This is a genomic window from Bradyrhizobium sp., assembly GCF_027307225.1.
In the GTDB taxonomy this organism is placed as follows: domain Bacteria; phylum Pseudomonadota; class Alphaproteobacteria; order Rhizobiales; family Xanthobacteraceae; genus Bradyrhizobium.
On sequence record NZ_DAHUXJ010000015.1, the window covers coordinates 159798 to 175509 of the forward strand.

General features: G+C 61.6%; 21 protein-coding genes and 1 pseudogene. 7 read left to right on the forward strand and 15 right to left on the reverse strand.

All coding sequences use genetic code 11. The annotated features are described in order from the left end of the window. Positions 1 to 4 precede the first annotated feature (4 nt). From M6D32_RS02925 to M6D32_RS02975, 11 genes are all read right to left on the reverse strand, one after another. Entirely contained in the window at positions 5 to 424 is a 420-nt protein-coding gene (locus M6D32_RS02925) for a hypothetical protein (RefSeq protein ID WP_298253140.1), read from the reverse strand. After that, a complete protein-coding gene (locus M6D32_RS02930) occupies positions 417 to 788 on the reverse strand; it encodes a hypothetical protein (protein WP_298253142.1) in 372 nt (123 codons plus the stop codon). The genes M6D32_RS02925 and M6D32_RS02930 overlap by 8 nt, the downstream gene beginning before the upstream one ends. Positions 789 to 886: 98 nt before the next feature. Beyond that, entirely contained in the window at positions 887 to 1099 is a 213-nt protein-coding gene (locus M6D32_RS02935) for a hypothetical protein (protein WP_298253144.1), read from the reverse strand. Continuing rightward, a complete protein-coding gene (locus M6D32_RS02940) occupies positions 1096 to 1269 on the reverse strand; it encodes a hypothetical protein (RefSeq protein WP_298253145.1) in 174 nt (57 codons plus the stop codon). Before M6D32_RS02940 ends, M6D32_RS02935 begins: the two co-directional genes overlap by 4 nt. 400 nt (positions 1270 to 1669) lie before the next feature. Continuing rightward, positions 1670 to 1978 (reverse strand): DUF4326 domain-containing protein, encoded by a 309-nt coding sequence (locus M6D32_RS02945; RefSeq protein WP_298253146.1) that lies wholly within the window; start codon positions 1976 to 1978, stop codon positions 1670 to 1672. 301 nt (positions 1979 to 2279) lie between these two features. Continuing rightward, positions 2280 to 2795, reverse strand: coding sequence for a hypothetical protein (locus M6D32_RS02950; RefSeq protein ID WP_298253148.1), 516 nt, complete (start codon positions 2793 to 2795; stop codon positions 2280 to 2282). Positions 2796 to 2890: 95 nt separating this feature from the next. Continuing rightward, on the reverse strand, positions 2891 to 3085 hold the full coding sequence (locus tag M6D32_RS02955) for a hypothetical protein (RefSeq protein ID WP_298253150.1): 195 nt from the start codon (positions 3083 to 3085) through the stop codon (positions 2891 to 2893). A gap of 1 nt (position 3086) precedes the next feature. Beyond that, complete coding sequence (locus M6D32_RS02960; protein ID WP_298253152.1) at positions 3087 to 3467, reverse strand: hypothetical protein; 381 nt, start codon at positions 3465 to 3467, stop codon at positions 3087 to 3089. An 11-nt stretch (positions 3468 to 3478) separates the two neighbouring features. Next, entirely contained in the window at positions 3479 to 3955 is a 477-nt protein-coding gene (locus M6D32_RS02965; RefSeq protein ID WP_298253154.1) for a DUF6878 family protein, read from the reverse strand. 106 nt (positions 3956 to 4061) lie between these two features. After that, positions 4062 to 6200: a ParB/RepB/Spo0J family partition protein gene (locus M6D32_RS02970; protein WP_298253155.1), complete on the reverse strand. Its 2139-nt coding sequence runs from the start codon at positions 6198 to 6200 to the stop codon at positions 4062 to 4064. A 166-nt stretch (positions 6201 to 6366) separates the two neighbouring features. Continuing rightward, positions 6367 to 7560, reverse strand: coding sequence for a DUF932 domain-containing protein (locus M6D32_RS02975; protein WP_298253157.1), 1194 nt, complete (start codon positions 7558 to 7560; stop codon positions 6367 to 6369). 478 nt (positions 7561 to 8038) lie between these two features. Between M6D32_RS02975 and M6D32_RS02980 the strand changes: the two genes are divergently transcribed. Continuing rightward, positions 8039 to 8302 carry a hypothetical protein gene (locus tag M6D32_RS02980; RefSeq protein WP_298253278.1) on the forward strand — a complete coding sequence of 88 codons (264 nt, stop codon included), beginning with the start codon at positions 8039 to 8041 and terminating at the stop codon, positions 8300 to 8302. After that, positions 8299 to 8955 (forward strand): nucleotidyl transferase AbiEii/AbiGii toxin family protein, encoded by a 657-nt coding sequence (locus tag M6D32_RS02985; protein WP_298253159.1) that lies wholly within the window; start codon positions 8299 to 8301, stop codon positions 8953 to 8955. The genes M6D32_RS02980 and M6D32_RS02985 overlap by 4 nt, the downstream gene beginning before the upstream one ends. A gap of 59 nt (positions 8956 to 9014) precedes the next feature. Here M6D32_RS02985 and M6D32_RS02990 read toward each other — a convergent pair whose 3' ends face one another. From M6D32_RS02990 to M6D32_RS03000, 3 genes are all read right to left on the reverse strand, one after another. Continuing rightward, positions 9015 to 9212 carry a hypothetical protein gene (locus tag M6D32_RS02990; protein WP_298253161.1) on the reverse strand — a complete coding sequence of 66 codons (198 nt, stop codon included), beginning with the start codon at positions 9210 to 9212 and terminating at the stop codon, positions 9015 to 9017. 130 nt (positions 9213 to 9342) lie between these two features. Then, a complete protein-coding gene (locus tag M6D32_RS02995; RefSeq protein WP_298253163.1) occupies positions 9343 to 9864 on the reverse strand; it encodes a thermonuclease family protein in 522 nt (173 codons plus the stop codon). A gap of 23 nt (positions 9865 to 9887) precedes the next feature. Beyond that, positions 9888 to 10409, reverse strand: coding sequence for a hypothetical protein (locus M6D32_RS03000; RefSeq protein WP_298253165.1), 522 nt, complete (start codon positions 10407 to 10409; stop codon positions 9888 to 9890). An 86-nt stretch (positions 10410 to 10495) separates the two neighbouring features. Here M6D32_RS03000 and M6D32_RS03005 point away from each other — a divergent pair, with 86 nt between their 5' ends. The 5 genes and pseudogenes from M6D32_RS03005 to M6D32_RS03025 all read left to right on the forward strand — a co-directional run bounded on the left by M6D32_RS03005 (position 10496) and on the right by M6D32_RS03025 (position 14307). Further along, positions 10496 to 10702: a hypothetical protein gene (locus M6D32_RS03005; protein WP_298253167.1), complete on the forward strand. Its 207-nt coding sequence runs from the start codon at positions 10496 to 10498 to the stop codon at positions 10700 to 10702. Between the two features lie 20 nt (positions 10703 to 10722). Further along, positions 10723 to 11022: a hypothetical protein gene (locus M6D32_RS03010; protein ID WP_298253170.1), complete on the forward strand. Its 300-nt coding sequence runs from the start codon at positions 10723 to 10725 to the stop codon at positions 11020 to 11022. Between the two features lie 20 nt (positions 11023 to 11042). Then, on the forward strand, positions 11043 to 11705 hold the full coding sequence (locus M6D32_RS03015; RefSeq protein ID WP_298253172.1) for an SOS response-associated peptidase: 663 nt from the start codon (positions 11043 to 11045) through the stop codon (positions 11703 to 11705). 134 nt (positions 11706 to 11839) lie between these two features. Further along, positions 11840 to 13912: pseudogene (locus tag M6D32_RS03020) on the forward strand (ATP-dependent helicase). A gap of 128 nt (positions 13913 to 14040) precedes the next feature. After that, the gene (locus tag M6D32_RS03025; protein ID WP_298253174.1) at positions 14041 to 14307 is read left to right on the forward strand and encodes a hypothetical protein; all 267 of its coding nucleotides are present in this window, start codon (positions 14041 to 14043) and stop codon (positions 14305 to 14307) included. 167 nt (positions 14308 to 14474) lie between these two features. Here the strand turns inward: M6D32_RS03025 and M6D32_RS03030 are convergent, their stop codons facing one another. Beyond that, positions 14475 to 15686 (reverse strand): histidine kinase dimerization/phosphoacceptor domain -containing protein, encoded by a 1212-nt coding sequence (locus M6D32_RS03030; RefSeq protein WP_298253176.1) that lies wholly within the window; start codon positions 15684 to 15686, stop codon positions 14475 to 14477. Positions 15687 to 15712 lie beyond the last annotated feature (26 nt).

Sequence of the window (15712 nt, forward strand, 5' to 3'; positions counted from 1 at the left end):
GCGATCACTTGTTGGAGTCGAGCTCATCATTGAGCAGAACGAATGTGATGCCTTCGTCGACGGCGTAATTCTTGGCGAGGTTGATCGCCCAGCATCGCGCCTCCAACAGTTCGCCGTAGTAGGGTTCCCACTTATCGCCAACGCGCGCGCAGCCGTCCGCGACCAGGCGCGCCAGATCGGGATGATCGGCGATCTCTTCGCGCGCCTGTTCGAGGGCATCCTCAACGGTGAGGACAAGCAGCGGATGCCAGCCTGCCGGATATCGGCAATCGAGCATGATGCGCTGGGCCTCATCGGCCGAGAGGCGACCGGCCGCGTAGCGCCAGCCTCGTCGCCATCGTGAAAGACGATAGCAAGCGCGGTAGCAGCGAACGCGCGCCCGCGATCCGAGGATGCGAGCAATGTGGCGAATAATGTCAAACATGGCAGACCTCGCGGATCCAATGCGCGAGCTCGTCGGGCCGGTTGAGCAAGTCGAGCGATGCGAAATTGTTCGGGCCGCCGACATAGTCCTTCCGGCCCTTGCAGGTCCGAAACAAAACGCCGCTGTGGTAACCCATCGCCGATTGGGAGACCTGCACGTAAAGATGATCGCCGTGGAGGGTAATTTCGCCGGACACGGCAATGCCGGCCTGGTTGGAGCGGAGGTCGTAGGCATCGGCCTTAAGACCCAGCGCTATGGCAATACGGCGGAGCTGAGATCTCGCACGGCTGTGGAAGAGGCGCTTGGCCTCAGTGTCGTAGGCGACTGACTTGCGAAAATCGAAGGCGTTGGATGTCCTGGACATGTGGGAGGCTCCGAGAGCGAGCGAACCATCCCGGCGGCTCGCTCTCGCCGCCACCGGGCTCGCCCGCTTCCGGCCCGCCTCTTCCTCTCATCTCGGCTTCACGCCGCGGCCTTGATGGCCCGCCACCAGACGATGCGCGCGTCGCGCGTGGCGTTGGCGAGCCGCAGCAAGAGATCGCCGCGACAGGCGGGCGGCCAGGGATCGCCGAAGGCGGCGAGCCGATCTCTGACGACGATCTGCAAGGCGGCGGCTGACAATTGGGATAGCGCGCTTAGGTCGACGTCAGACTGCTTGTGAGAAGAAGTCCTCATTCGGGCGGCTCCTTCTCGATGGCCATCGCGTCGAACTTTCGATCGATTGCCGCCTGCTCTGCGAGGAGCTTTTCGAGTTTCGCTCGAGCTGCCCGGCGTTCACTACGTGTGAAGATGCAGGCCGTGAGCTCGGCGCGTAACTGTTGGATTTCGTCGTAGATGGTAAGCATGTGTCTCTCCTCTGTTTGAAGACGAGAGACGTGCACGATGCTGGACCAGATCGGGTCGAGGATCGCCGGAGGCGACCGGCGGAGCCGGCGAGTGGGGGAGCCAAAATGCGCAGCATTTTGGGGGTACCGCTCGTGCTCGAGGCGGTCTGGTCCAGCATGGTACGATGGGATATCTGAAGTAACTGACTTTCGGTTCCCACGGGCTCATGCATAAAGAACCAGGGGTAACATGGGTCGTCGCGATTGCGGCGCGGTGCACGGACGTGCTGGCTGCGATACTCCTTCTCTGCGGCGACAGCTAGCGCTGTGACCCCGTTTCGGCGGCGGCGGCGACACCTTCTGACTGGATGAAGGTCAGGGTTGCAGACATCGAGGCGTCAGGACTGAGCCCGTCTCGGTTTCATGCCGCGGCCTTGATGGCTCGCCACCACGCGATGCGCTCGTCGCGCGTGGCGTTGGCGAGCCGCAGCAAGAGATCGCCATGGCAGGCGCGCGGTGAACAGAAACACACGAGATCGCGTCCGCGCAATTCGTCGAGCGCGCGCAGCAAGTGGTGCTGGTCGGCCAGCCACCGCTCGTACTTCGCGATGACGGCCACGCGGTCGCCGTCCTGGCCGATCCGGAACGGATTGCCCCATTGGCTGCCGCGACCGATGTAGATGGCGCCGGCCGGAACTCCCGCGTGATGCTTGTTCAGAACCTTGCACATCGCCCTTTGCCTCCTGATCCCTAGCGTTGCGGCGGACCGAGGGCGGGGCGTGGTTGAGCATCGGATGTCACGCGAGGCGCTTTTCGCCGAAGCGGGAACGGCTTGCCCGTTGACATCAGATGCGCCGCGCCCAGACAGGACGCGACGCAACGCGTATCGGGAGGCGAATAGGATGTGTGAGGTTCGGAATAAGTATCACGCGGGCGGCAGGTGGACGCCGTGTGTCGGGTCGCGGTGCATATTGTGCTGATCCGAAGATCCTGGCCGACAGCGAACTCCGCCCCGCTCGTCGTGGGAATGGTCAGCCATCGCTCCAAGGTACGACCTGATCGATGAACTCCTCGAGAAGATCGGTGGTGGACTTGCCAAGGATGGCGTCGGCCGAGATCACGACGACGGCGCCACCGAAGCCATCGGCTCGCATGCGCGAACACGTGAAGGACGACACCACCGACACATATCTGAGCATCGGCGAACGCCGCACGATGTCTTGCAAGATGGACTCCCAGGAGGTCTCGCTGAAATCGAGAGCCAAGGTCTCGTCCTGAAGCTCTTCGCCCTTCAGGCCGGCCAGCAGCTTCCTCGCAAAGACGTTGGCTGTACTATCTACATCCGGTTCGGACGCGGCGAGCGCGGCCTCGAGTGCCCCTCGCCCAATCGCTGTCATGTCGACCGGTGCGACCTCGGAGAAGAAATACCAACCTTCTCCGTCGCGCTGGCTGTCAAAGATGTGGGACAACAGCAGCCGTTCAAGCGGGGTCATGTCCGCTTCAGATATCGTCTGCTGAATCACGGTTGGGCTGTAGTAGTCGGCCATGTCGGTTCTCCTGAACTGCGACGGCCCGACACTTCGTCGCAAAGTGCAGGGCCGGGATGAGATGAAATAAGAAAGAGCGTCCGACAACGAACGTGTCAGAGCCGCCAGATCCGCACGATGGCTTGCTCCTGCCGGTGATAGTCGAGCATCTCGCGATAGAAGCGCTTGCGTGCGGCCCGACGCTTCGGATCGCGTCGCGCTTGCCGGGCGAGCTTGCGGGATGCCGCACGAATGACGGCCCGCCAACCGTCATGCACGGTAATGTCGAGGCGTAGATAGGTGCCATACATGTCAGTCTCCTTCCGCAACTGTGTTCGGCAAGAGCGGCGGTTCGATCTCGTCAGCGAGGCGCCGCGTGCGGGTCATCCAGGGTTCGGGACGGATGCACCTCACCCACTCGGCGAAGGACGGGATGTATCCGAGATCCTCGATTACGTGCTGCTCACCGACCCAGCGCGTCGGAATCACGCGGCCGGAGGACAATGTGATGGTCGCACCGAAGATGGTCTCGGCCATGAAGATACCCTCGGCGTGATGGCGAAGCGCGCGGTGCCGGAAATCCGCGGTGATCTGCTTGCTGGCGTCGAACCAGTTATGGATCGCCAGGTAATCGTCGACCTTCCCGCCCCACTTCTTCATCGAGGAGAGCGAGTGATGATAGGGATGTGCCATTGCTTCCTCCCTCAAAACACATACTGAGTGTATTCGGAGGTCTCGATCCGTTCATTGAAGTTGAGCGTGATCGTTCGCTCGCCGACGTCGAAGAGGAAGTCGCCGTAGGCCCCCTGGTTGTTCTCCCATCCGGAATAGGTCTGTTCGAGGAGGTCGTGGACCAGCTTCTCAATCGCGTCCCTCACGGAAAGGGTTTGGCGCGTGACAATCTGGTTGCCCCATTCAACCCGTCCAATCTCGACATGGATGCAATGGAAATCCGTATCACTCCCCTCTCCGTCCGCGACCGCGCCGTCGATCTGTCCCTCGTCGGCATAGCCGTTGAACGTGATCTCCACGCTGTCGATACGCGCGGCGGCGAGGACGTCGAACAACGCGGACTTGTTTTCTGCAAGTACCGATCTGCAGAGTTTGACGAATTCCTGGTCTCGCGCGAGCCAGGAGGCAGAATCGAAACCCGATCCCGGCGTTGAGCTGTCGTCGGTCATGAGTGTGCTCCTGTAAAAAAGAAGCCTGGCGCGATGGCCGGGCGTGAGAGATGAGAGGATGTGGCGAGAGGCTGCGGGGCGGCATCTGCCGCCCCGCAGGAGTGGGTCATTCGGCGGCGACGGCGTGTGTCGGCTCATTCTCGCCAGCGTCGTTCGCCTGTTCCTCGTCGCCGGACAGGAATTCCGGCAGCGGCTCTGACGAACCATCGTTGGCGTCCGACGGCGAAGCCAACTCGGCGAGCCGTAGCGGCTCGGGGAGCCAGCGGGTATCCGCGAGCAGACGCTCGGCTTCCTTGGCCATCTCGCTCTTCTTGAGGTGGTCGATGAGCTGCGCGGCTCCCTCGCCCTTGGCCTCGCGAACCGCTTCGAGGATCCGGCTCTTGGTGACGCGGCCGAGATAGTTGTCGACCGTCGGCCGCCAGCCAACCTCTGCCATGTCGAGATCGACCGCACGCACCAGGCGATCCGCCTGGTCGAGGCGACGCTGCAGGCCATTGGCGGTCACGCCGGAGCCGCCATAGCGGTCGACCTTCTCGAACAGCGCGTTGAGGCCGAAGGACGCACAATGGGCGAGAAGCGCCAGCCGGCTGGCATCGTCGAGCGCGGCGAGCCGGTTCCACAACGCCTGTTCGTCGGTCGGCATGTCGGCCTGCCAAGCCGCGTGCCGATCCGCGATGGATTTGGCGTACGCACTTTCCTTCAGATCCGGCGTTTGACCGGGAAGCTGAACGTGGCGCACGCCGGCTTCAAGACATCCCGGCGTATAGGTCTGGTAGAAGGCGTCCACACAGAGCTTGTGCAGCAACGCTGTCATCGCGACCTGCGGATGGCACGCGACGGCATCGCGCAGTGCCAGCGTGCGATGCGCGGTCAGCTCCGTCACGAGCCGGTCGGGCAACGGCCGGATGGCATCGTCGTCTTCCTCCTCGACTGCGCCCGTCTGCCCCTCGACCGTGATCGTGGCGCGCTGGACCGGTGGCGCGCCACCGTCATCGCCATCGGAGCTGGACGTTGCTGGGCGCAGTTCAGGATCAGGCTCGGTCGTCGCTGCAACGAAGGCGGCTTCGTCCTCGCGACGAACATAGCCCCGCTCGACCTGCAAGCCGCCTTCGCCATCGATGCTGACGAAGGCGCCGGCATGGACGATCTCGGCAGGCTTGAAGACGTCCGGCCGATTAGCAAAGGCTTCGAGCGCTTCCTCGAGTTCGCCAAGACGAGCATCCACCTCGTCCGGCAATTCATCCGCGTCTTCATATTTGGCCTGAAGTGTGTCATACTCCGCCTGAAGGGCATCGAAGCTCGCCTGCTCCTCGGAGGTCAGATCAGGCGGCGTTCCCTCGAGCCGGCGGTGACCGTGATCATGGCCGTAGGGAAAGCTGGCGGCGACATCCAGCCACTTCCAGCCTTCGGCGGCTACGATTTCTGCTTCCGCCCGCAGCTTGTCGGCGACAAGACGTTCGAGCAAAGCGACATCCTCGAGCCAGCCGCCGCCATCCTCCTCGAAGAGATCGCGCAGCACGTTGCCGCCGGCCGCCTCATAGGCTGCGAGACCGACAAAGCGCGCGCGCTTGTCGGAGGCCCGCACCGCGCGCTCGGTCAGAAGTCGCCTGATCTGGTACGGCTCGTCGTAGCCCGACTTGTTGACGCTCCCCCAGACCTGTTCCTGGCGGACATGATCGGCCGTAACGGTGAACGCCATCAGCTGGTCGAGCGACATGCCGTCGTCGGCATAGACGTCGAGCAGCCTCAGTGAGACGGCCGCGAGACGGAGCCGCTGCTTCACGACATTGACGGAGACGAAGAAGATGGCCGCGATCTCCTCCTCGGAACGGCCTTGCTCGCGCAACGTCTGAAATGCCCGAAACTGGTCGAGGGGATGGAGCGCGACGCGATGCACGTTTTCGGCAAGCGAGTCCTCCTCCGCGGTGATCTCGGTGCTGTCGCTGACGATGCACGGAACCGGAGCGGTCTTCGCCAGACGCTTCTGCTTCACCAGAAGCTCAAGTGCGCGGTAGCGTCGGCCTCCGGCAGGCACTTCCCACATGCTGGTTTCCTGGCCATCGGCATCGAGAATGGCCCGAACATTGAGGCTCTGTAGTAGCTTCCGGTGTGCGATGTCCTCGGCGAGATCCTCGATCGAAATGCCGGCCTTGGTGCGGCGGACATTCGATTGCGAGAGCACCAGCTTGTTGAACGGAATATCGCGCGACGGCGATAGCTTGATCTTCTGAACGGCACTTGCCATGTCAGTTTCTCCAGAACGGCCGGCCGAAAGCCTTTCTCTCGACCTCCAAGCCGTTCACGGAGCGAAGCGCCGCCCTCTTACTCCAAGAGGGCAGCGCCACAGGGGACGAACCGGGAGGCGTGAAGAAAGAAGCCAAGGCACGAAAGATCGTCCTGGCTTCGCGGGGTCAGGCGGCGCGATCCAACAGCTTCTTCGCCTTGGCCTCCATGTCGAGGCGAGCATCCTGATGCGGCTTGTCGCGTGCGACGGCGGTGATGCCCTGCACGAAATCAAAGATGCTTTCAGGCGGCCGCCCCTCCTCCGCCAGCACCGTGTCAATCACCTTGGCTGTCTCGGCCTTGGAGAAGCCGCGGCGACGCAGAAACTCAGTGCGATCCTCGTCGCTATGCGCCACGATCCGCTCGCGCGCGGCCTTGATGCCATTGACGAAGGGCATGGGTGACGAGTTGGCGAAGTTCAGCAGCGCTGGGGCCGCCTCGTGCGCAAAGCGGGAGGCCGCGTATTTCGAATGGCGAATGATGATCTCCTCGAAATCTTCCACGCCCCACAGATTGCGATTTTGGCAAACTGCGCGGAGGTAGAAGCTCGCCATGCCAAGCGTCTTGGCGCCTACTTCCGAGTTCCAGCAATAGAAGCCGCGGAAATAGAGGTCGGGCGAGCCGTCCCGGAGACGGCCAGCTTCGATCGGGTTCAGGTCGTCGACCAGGAAAAGGAAAACGTCCCTGTCGGATGCATAGAGGGTCGTCGTGTCCTTGGAGATGTCGACACGGGGATTGTAGATGCCGGTCGACCAGTCGAGCACGCCCGGTACCTTCCATCGCGTATCGCCCGTGCCGTTGCCGGCGATGCGCTGCACGGCCTCAACCAGTTCGTGGTCAAATATCCGGCCATAGTCCGGGCTGGTGACGGCGCGAAGCTCAACGCGACCATCGTCGGTTTCGAGCGTTTTGATCTGTTCGGCGCGATTGGCGGTCAGGCCATATTGCAGGTTGATCCCGGCGAGTGCCGCAGGGAGCTGCCGCAGGTAAGCGGCCGGAGCACCGACATGGCTTGCGAGCTGGCCGAAGCTCCAGTGGGTCGGCGCGACGGGCGTGTCCGAGCCGGGCAGCATCAGGGCCAAGCGCTCGGGATCGGTGCGGCTCGCCTCGACATGAATGAGCGCACTTTCGATCACGCGCGTGCGGCTGCGGTCCGTGCGATCACGCACGGTGCGCGCCAACTCGTTGAGCGACAGATAGCGCTCGTCCGCCGGCCGAGAAAACCACTCGGAGGATACCCGACCGACGCGCTCGCCGCGGCTCACGTCCACCCTGTAACCGCCGCTGGCGTCGCGGCTGGCATCAAGACTCTGCATGTTCATGAGAGCAATCTCCATGACGGGCACCGGAAGACTCTCCTCCGGTCCTCGACCCGTCATGACCAACCCGGCCTGCACTCTTCCTCTCGCTCAGCGCTGCCTCAGCGCCCACGACGGGTTACGAAGCGGTCGAGCGAAGCCGCAAACACCGCGTCAGGGATGGAGCCCGAAAGGGGGAAAACCCGGCGTAAGCCGGAGTTTCAGCGCAGCCGACGGCCCGGTCCCGGAGGGAGACGCCCAACCTTCCGGACCACCAGGCGGCACCGGGGTTTGTTCAGGTTCCCCATGCTGCCGCCGGCTTTGGCTTTTCCTTCGGCCAAATTACACGTTACAAATCAATTCGTTATAGCCCGCAAGCCCCAGAAGCCAAATGGTTCAGGCTTTATTGACGGCGAGCCGCCAAGCTGTTGACTTGGTTCCGCGCCGAGCCATCTTTAAGGTGTGAGCTGCAGCTTGGACGTATTTTAAGACGGTGAAGGTAATGGGCATGTTTCCCGCGTCGGTTCTGACGACCGTGAATGCGCCGTACAGCAAGAAGCTGGACGCGCCGACGCTTGCCCATTGTCTGACGCATCCTGAGGCCGCCAAGGCCTGGCCCGGGCAGATGTCGGCGTTTTTCGGCGAAGTCGCCCCGGAGTTGCAGAAGGCTTTTGCGGGCGCATTTCACATCAGCGAAGCAGAGCTCGTCACCGCCGCAAAGACATTCGCGCAATTCTCCGGCGAATCCTATCCACTCGCCGCGTGAGCGCAGACGGACCAGACTGGGCGCGTCTTTTTCGCATCGCCTGCTCGCTGATACGTCAGGTCAACTCCGAGCAGCTCATCATCGATACATGGTCGTTCGGCGGCGGCACGGCGATGATGCTGCAAATTGGTCATCGCGAGAGCCACGACGTCGATATCTTTCTGCCCGATGCGCAGCTCCTGCCCTTTCTCGATCCCAAACTGCATGATTTCGAGTTCGAGATCAGGCCATCGGACTACGGCGGCGACGGCACAGGCTTCCTCAAGCTGGCTTTCGAGAGTCTCGGCGAGATCGACTTCATCGTAGCTCACGCCGTTACGGACATCGCGACGACGAGGCAGAAGATCGAGGGCGAGGAAGTCGACCTGGAAACGGTTGCGGAGGTCATTGCCAAGAAAATTCATTACCGCGGCGCGACGATCAAGCCGCGCGACATTTTTGACATTGCAGCGGCGGCACGCCACGATCGCGATTACATCATCAGCGCGCTGAAGCACCACAAGGATGACGTCGCCAAGACGCTGAGCGCGATCGAACGATTGAAACCGGACTTCGTCAATGCGACCATCGCAGAGCTCGCGATCAGGAACTCATTCAAACCGATCATCGGTACGGCCCTCGTTGAGGCGACCGAACTCCTTAAATCGATTTGATACATTCCGGCATACGAGCGAACGTCTTCCGAGAGCAAGCGTTGTTCAATCATCAGGAACTAGACTTGCGGAAACAGCACTTCTTCCCGCGTCTTGGTCTGCGCGTCATAGATCCGGATCTGAAGCATGGGAAAACGCTTCTTCAGCTCTTCCGCGCCCGTTTTGGCCCCATCCCTTGTGGCAAATTCGGCCTTGAGTCGACCGTCGACTTCAAGCGCATAACCTGAAGCCGGCAATTCGTGGGCGGTCGCAATCATTGTATTCCCTTTGTGCCGTGAGAAGGTAACGACGACTGCTTAGCGTGAGTCGCATAGAAGGCGCTAGCTCACGCCAATGTTGGTTCAGCTCTTAAATACCGAAGCTCCGAATCGCCGACTGCGCGCGCACTCAAGGATGTGAGTTTGCATCATCCGAACAGTTGGTCGGGGCGCCGCCGGCCCTGATGCACCCACGAAACAACCATGGCGCCACGTAGCTGCCCGCCCACATACCGCGCCCCGAACGGTCTGCATCGCGCTGGGCGGAGTTGTACTTCCCTTTCGAATATTGCGGCCAATCCAGCGCAAGGCCATTGCGAACAAGCCATTCCCCGAGATCGGCGCCGCCGACCGAGCAGATCGCTACACTCCGGCCGTATTGATCTTCTGAGACCGGCGTACAAGTCACTGGTCGCCGCGCGATGAAGGTGTCGAGATCATTGGCTGCGTTCGCCCCACAGCGATACAGGTTGCTATCCGCACCTCGGCACAGCTGGCTGCTCTCCGGAGCATCAACGCCCCAGAGCCGGATGCGTGTCCCATGAATTTCCAGCGTATCGCCGTCGATGATGCTGGCTTGGCCAATGAGATCATTTGCGAAGGACGTGCTGGACCCCAATAGAAACATCAGTAAGACGAGAGATCGATGCATGCTTATGACCTTGGCACCTGTGGTTATCGCAAATTGCGTGGATTGAATTTCGGCCAGTTCTGAAGCGGCTTGAGTGACGGCAGATTCTCGGGTCGCTCCGGATAATGAAACTCCGTGCCCCGCAGCCACCGTCCCTCAAAGCGGTCCCAGAATAGGATTGCGTCCATCTGCCAGGTAAACTCGTAGACCCTCCAGACGCCGACATCCTCGATCACCTCGTCGGTCGCATTGAATGGCAGGCTGTTGAGCTTGCAGAGCGCGTCAATTTCATCCCAATGCTCGCGAATGTAGCGATCCTCGAGGGCAACATGGTACGGCCGGTCAGCACGCCAGCGCGACGCGCCACCGCGTTGATAAAATCCCTGTCGCTGCATCAGAAATTCGGGAATGCGCGCGATCGCCTTGCCGATCCGGCGCGCTTCGTCCGAGGAAAGCTTGCTGACACCGAAGCTGTAGCGTTGCGTATCGTCGCGGCAATAGAGCCACGCAAGGGTCACGCCGTTGGCGTCCTTGACCACGTAGCACTCGGAATTCTCCCGGACCAAGGTCCAAGGTGGCTTGAAACGACGGCTTGACTCCATGAGAACAAAATAAGAACATAAACTGCCGATGGTCAACCTGGAACAACGCGATGTCCTCGGTCTCCCAGCCGAAAGAACAAGACGATGGGCTGGAGGCCTCGGTGGACCAGGCAATCGCCGCTTGCGACGGCGACACGCGAGCGGCTGTTCGTGCGCTGATTGTCGCGAACCATTTCCTGGAATCCGAGATAGCGGAGCTGAAAAAGGCCGTATCGCATGCGTACACGCGCGGTCGCTTTCGGACCTACAACGGATAGATGCAAGGCGGAGTGAAATCGTGTCGAAACATCAGGACAAATGTTCGTTTATAACCGATGACCAGGCCGAGCACATGGGCGCCGACATGGCGATCCAGTTCATGCTCATGACCTTGTTTCAAATCGTCTCTGGAATGGCGGATGATCCGCAAGGCTTCCGCTCGGACGTTCACAGGGAGCTTGCCGATCTCGTCGCAACGTACAAATTGCCAGCGATGCCGGAAGATACCGAACGAAAAATTCGAGCCAGCGCCGGCAAGATCCTCGGCGGCATCATGATGCGGTCGTGCGAACAGGGCATGGCGAGTAAGGTGTCCTGATTGCCGAGAGTGAACTAGAGATGTGCAATCTGTATTCGATCACGACCAACCAGGCGGCCATTGTCGGCCTGTTCCGGCGCATGAACCGGTATGTCGGGAACCTGCCGCCGATGCCTGGCGTCTTTCCGGATTATCCGGCGCCGGTGGTCCGCAACGTCGGTGACGCTGAAGAGATGGTGTTGATGCGCTGGGGCATGCCGTCACCACCGAGGACCGGCGGCCCGCCGGTGACGAATATTCGCAATACATCTTCTCCCCACTGGCGCGGCTGGCTGAAGCCGGAAAACCGCTGTCTGGTGCCGGCGAACAGCTTCGCCGAGTACGCGCCCGAGACGAATCCGGAGACCAAGAAGAAGGACGTCGTCTGGTTCGCGCTCGATGACAGCCGGCCGCTGTTTTGCTTCGCCGGCATCTGGACCGAATTCAAGGGCGATCGCGGCACGAAGTCGAAGCCGATTCCGGGGCCGCATTTGGTCTACGGCTTTCTGACGACCGCGCCGAACGCGGTCGTGGCGCCTATCCATTCAAAGGCAATGCCGGTGATCCTCACCACGGAGGAGGAGCGCGAGATCTGGATGCGCGCCCCGTGGGATGAGGCAAGAGCGCTGCAGCGTCCCCTGCCCGATGATGCACTACGAATCGTCATGCGCGGGATCGACAAAGAAGACAAAGCGGCGGCCTAAGCTGACTGCAAGCAGTGCACCCGGACGACTAAGAATATTTACCACGCACCCTGACTGCAGCCGTAACGCAGTCGAATATGTTGCGGTTCTGGCGGAAATCATCGAGCGTTGAATCTCAGCAGAGGAACTGATTCGTGCTCGCTTCGACAGCCGCATCATATCTTGAGTCGCTCAACCCGGAGCAGCGCCAGGCCGTCGAGCACGGTGTAACCGCCGACAGTCATATCGGAGTTCCTCTGCTCGTCATTGCCGGAGCCGGATCCGGCAAGACGAACACGCTTGCTCACCGGGTTGCCCACCTCATTGTCAGCGGTGCTGATCCTCGCCGTATTCTCTTGATGACGTTTTCGCGCCGCGCTGCGTCCGAGATGTCGAAGCGCGTCGAGCGGATTGCTCGTAAGGTTCTTGGCAACAATGCCGGCATCATGACTGACGCGCTGAGTTGGGCCGGCACCTTCCACGGTATCGGTGCCCGATTGCTTCGCGAATATGCTGAGCAGATTGGTCTCAATCCCGCTTTCACCATTCATGATCGCGAAGACTCTGCCGATCTGATGAATCTGGTCAGGCATGAACGCGGTCTGTCGAAAACCGAGAGCCGCTTCCCGGCCAAGGGTACGTGCCTTTCGATCTACTCGCGCTGCGTCAACGCCGAGAGCGAACTTGAGCAGGTGCTGGGAGCCTTTTATCCCTAGTGCTCCGGCTGGGCCACCGAACTCAAGGAGCTGTTCGCGGCGTATGTCGAAGCCAAGCAGAAGCACAACGTTCTCGATTACGACGACCTCCTTCTCTACTGGGCGCAGATGATGTCCGACGCCGGCATCGCCGACGATATCGGCGGCCGGTTCGATCATGTGCTTGTCGACGAATACCAGGATACGAACCGCCTGCAGTCGTCGGTCCTGCTCGCGCTCAAACCCGGAGGCCGCGGCCTCACGGTCGTCGGCGACGATGCGCAGTCGATCTATTCTTTCCGTGCGGCCACCGTCCGCAACATCCTGGACTTCCCCGAGCAGTTCAGTCCGAAGGCAGAGATCATCACCCTAGACCGCAACTATCGTTCGACCCAGGCCATTCTTTCCGCCGCGAACGGCGTGATCGATCTCGCCAGGGAGCGCTTCACCAAAAACCTCTGGACGGAGCGCACTTCATCGGCAAAGCCTCGCTTGGTCGCCGTTCGGGATGAGGCCGACCAGGCGCGCTACATCGTCGAGCGCATTCTCGAAAGCCGCGAGGAAGGTGCTCTCCTCAAGCAACAGGCGATACTCTTCCGGACGTCCTCGCACAGCGGACCGCTGGAGGTCGAGCTCACCCGTCGCAACATCCCGTTCGTGAAGTTCGGCGGTCTCAAGTTTCTCGACGCCGCGCACGTCAAGGACATGCTCGCGCTGCTGCGCTTCGTCGAGAACCCCCGCGATCGTGTCGCCGGCTTCCGCGTGATGCACCTGTTGCCGGGTGTCGGTCCCGCTTCCGCGCAGCGCATCCTCGATCGCATGGCGGAGGCAACCGATCCGCTCGAGGCACTTACCACCCTTCCCTCGCCACCCCGCGCCGGCGACGACTGGACCATTTTCGTCGAGGCGATCGGCAATCTCCGATATTCGGAATGGCCTGCGGATCTGGAGCGTGCCCGTCTCTGGTACGACCCACATCTCGATCGCATCCACGAAGATGCAGAGGTTCGGCGTGCCGATCTCATTCAACTCGAACAGATCGCTAGCGGACATGCCTCTCGCGAGCGCTTCCTGACGGAACTTACCCTGGACCCGCCGGACGCGACCAGCGATCAGGCGGGCGTGCCTCTGCTGGATGAGGACTATGTGATCCTGTCGACGATCCATTCGGCGAAAGGCCAGGAATGGAAGTCAGTCTACGTCCTCAACGTGGTCGACGGGTGCATGCCATCAGACCTTGGAGCCGGGACGTCCGCTGAGCTCGAGGAGGAGCGCCGCCTGCTCTACGTCGCGATGACGCGTGCAAAGGACGATCTCCATCTGGTCGTGCCGCAGCGCTTCTTCACACACGGTCAGCATTCCCAGGGTGACCGCCATGTTTATGCATCGAGGACACGTTTCATACCCGAGAAGCTGCTCACCCTGTTCGAGCGCACAAATTGGCCGGTCGTGTCTCCGAGTGCCGCCGCGCGAGGCCCCAGCCAAGGCCCGCGCATTGACATCGGCGCGCGCATGCGGGGGATGTGGCGCTAGTGGACATTCCGAATAGGCAGGATCCGCCCGGCAGCAACTCGCAGCCGGGCCGATCTCGCTTTCCAAATCTGCGATATCGCCCGGAACGATCGGCCGGGTGCGGGGATTCATCCCAGCAGGAGATTCCAATGCTGAGGACGAAAGAGCGCCGATCTGCAACCCGCAGCCTGCGCGGCTGGGCTATCTCGGTCCTGCGGGAGGCAGGCGCGATCCGGGAGTGCGAGACACACGGCTGGATGCAAGAGCGTGCCGACCCGCACGCCCGCGAACGCGCTTTCGACATCGCCCGCCAGGATCCCCCCGAGGGGCTCTCTGCCGCCAAGGCGACCGCAGAGATCGAGGACGTATTGAACTCGATCGGCGACACGTGCCCCGAATGTCCGCCGGACTGCTAAAGGGCCTGGCGCCGGGAGACCGGCGCCAGCCAAAGAGACTGGCCTAGCGTCCGCGCCGCTCTTCGACTCGCTTGCGGCTATTGCCGACCTTCTTGGCTACCTTTTTGACCGCGGTCGCCGCTTCTGGCAATGGGCAGAGAACCGCTGGGTAGCGCCCTGATCGTGCCTCAAGCTAGGGTGGTCGTCTCCAAGGGCATATCAAGCTGGACGGTTACGCCTTTTGGCGTGTTGGACGCCACTGCCATGCGTCCGCCGAGTTGAGCGATCAGGCTCTTGATCACCTTGAAGCCCAGGCTTGCGCGCGGCTCGTCGATATCGAAATCCTTCGGCAGTCCAATTCCACGATCAGACACCTCGACATGCAAATCGTCACCTCGCCGTTCGCCCGAGACCTGGATTTCGCCAGATCCATCGGGGTAGGCATGCTTGGCGGAATTCGTCACGAGCTCATTGATCAACAGGCCCAGCGGAATCGCCTTGTCAGCCGAAATCATCAGATGACCAAAGCTGCAGACGACCTTGTGGGACATCGTTTCCTGTAGCTTGCCGCAAAGCTCGCCGGCGAAATCGGCGATGTCGACAAACCCGATCTTGTTGCTGCGCCACAAATGGTCGTGGACCTGGGCAATGGTGGTGATGCGCGACGCGGCGTCCTTGAGCGCATTTCGGACTTCCTCTGACTGCGCGCCACGGCTCTGCACCCGCAGCAGCCCGACCACCGATGCGAGGCTGTTCTTGACGCGGTGGCTCATCTCCCGCGTTAGCATGGCCTGGTGATCGAGGGCCTGCCGCAGATCGGCGTCAGCATGCTGGCGCTCGATGGCAATGCCAAGCAGCCCGGCGAAGCCGGCAAGGAAGTCCGCGTCTGCGACATCGAACTGCCCGGGTTCGGGACTGTCGACCTCGAGGACGCCGAATGGAAGATGCCCTTCGCCGCCTCGCGCGATCAGGACGTTGATTGCGCGCCGGATGCCGTGATCCGTCAGCAGCTTCGGCGTTCGAAACCGCGTTTCCTCCTGAAGGTGGTTGGAGATGACCATTTGTCCGGTTTGGAAAGCGTAGCCAGCAGGCGATCCCAGGTCGAGCCCCAGAGACACTCGACCGACGATCCCCGGTTCCCAACCGACGCCGGCGCGGACCAGCAGGCGATCATCGTCGGGCAGATATTCCAGTACCTTGGCGAACCGAGTGTCGAGTCCTTGGGCGCAGAGTTCGGTCGCACGCTGCAGGATTTGCCCGATGTCGCGGGTCTGCAGCGCGGAGCGGCCAAACTCACCCAGCAGGGACTGCTGCCGCAGGCGGTAAGGGAGCTCTTGCCTGGTGACATCGGTCGAAGCGGAAGGCTCCGATGTCGACTCCTTCCCAGGTCGGTCGCTCATGCATTGTCCCCTCGGATCGAGGTCGC